Consider the following 809-nt stretch of genomic DNA (forward strand, 5'->3'; position numbering starts at 1 on the left):
CTAGGTTGTACGGACAATTATCTTTGCGTTCGTGAGTAATCTGGACGAAATCAGTGACCGTGCGTGGGCCGCTTTGTCGCCGCATTTATCGGGTAAAGCCGGCGATGTGGGCCGCACCGGCACCGATAACCGGCTCTTTCTCAACGCCGTGTTTTGGGTAGCGCGCCACGGGTGCGCCTGGCGCGCACTACCGGCCCGCTTTGGCAAGCACGACACGCTACGCCGGCGCAGCCGGCGCTGGGCCCAAAAAGGCCTTTGGCAACGCTTGTTCGAGGCCGTGCAGGAGCCCGACCTCGACTGGGTCATGCTCGATTCGACCGTGGTGCGGGCCCACGCGCAGGCGGCGGGAAGCCAAAAAAAAGCCGCGTCGGCGACGAAGCCCTCGGCCGCAGCCGCGGCGGGCTGAGCACCAAAATCCACGCCGTGGTCGACGCGTTGGGCAACCCGCTGCGCGTCGTGCTTGGCCCCGGCCAGCAAGCCGATTGCCGGCGCGTGGCGGAGTTGCTGCCGGCCGCCGCAGGTGCCGGCAATGTACTGGCTGACAAAGCGTACGACACCGATGCCGTGCTCGCCTGCGTGGCCGCCATCGGGGCCCAAGCCGTGATTCCTAGCAAAAAGAACCGCCTCGTTCAACGCGTAATCGACCGCAACCTGTACAAGGACCGCAATAAGGTCGAACGCTTTTTCAGCCGCCTCAAGCAGTTCCGCCGGCTGGCCACGCGCTACGAGAAAACGGCCAGCAGCTTCTTGGGAATGGTCCATTTCGTTGCGGCCTTGTTGTGGCTGCGCTAATTGTCCGTACAACCTAG

1 pseudogene is annotated in these 809 nt (G+C 63.8%); it reads left to right on the forward strand.

The annotated features are described in order from the left end of the window. The first annotated feature begins 106 nt into the window (after positions 1-106). Positions 107-792: pseudogene (locus ACYSMN_RS25495) on the forward strand (IS5 family transposase). Positions 793-809: the final 17 nt, after the last annotated feature.

The sequence above is a fragment of the Hymenobacter sp. M1-2 genome, from assembly GCF_057808495.1.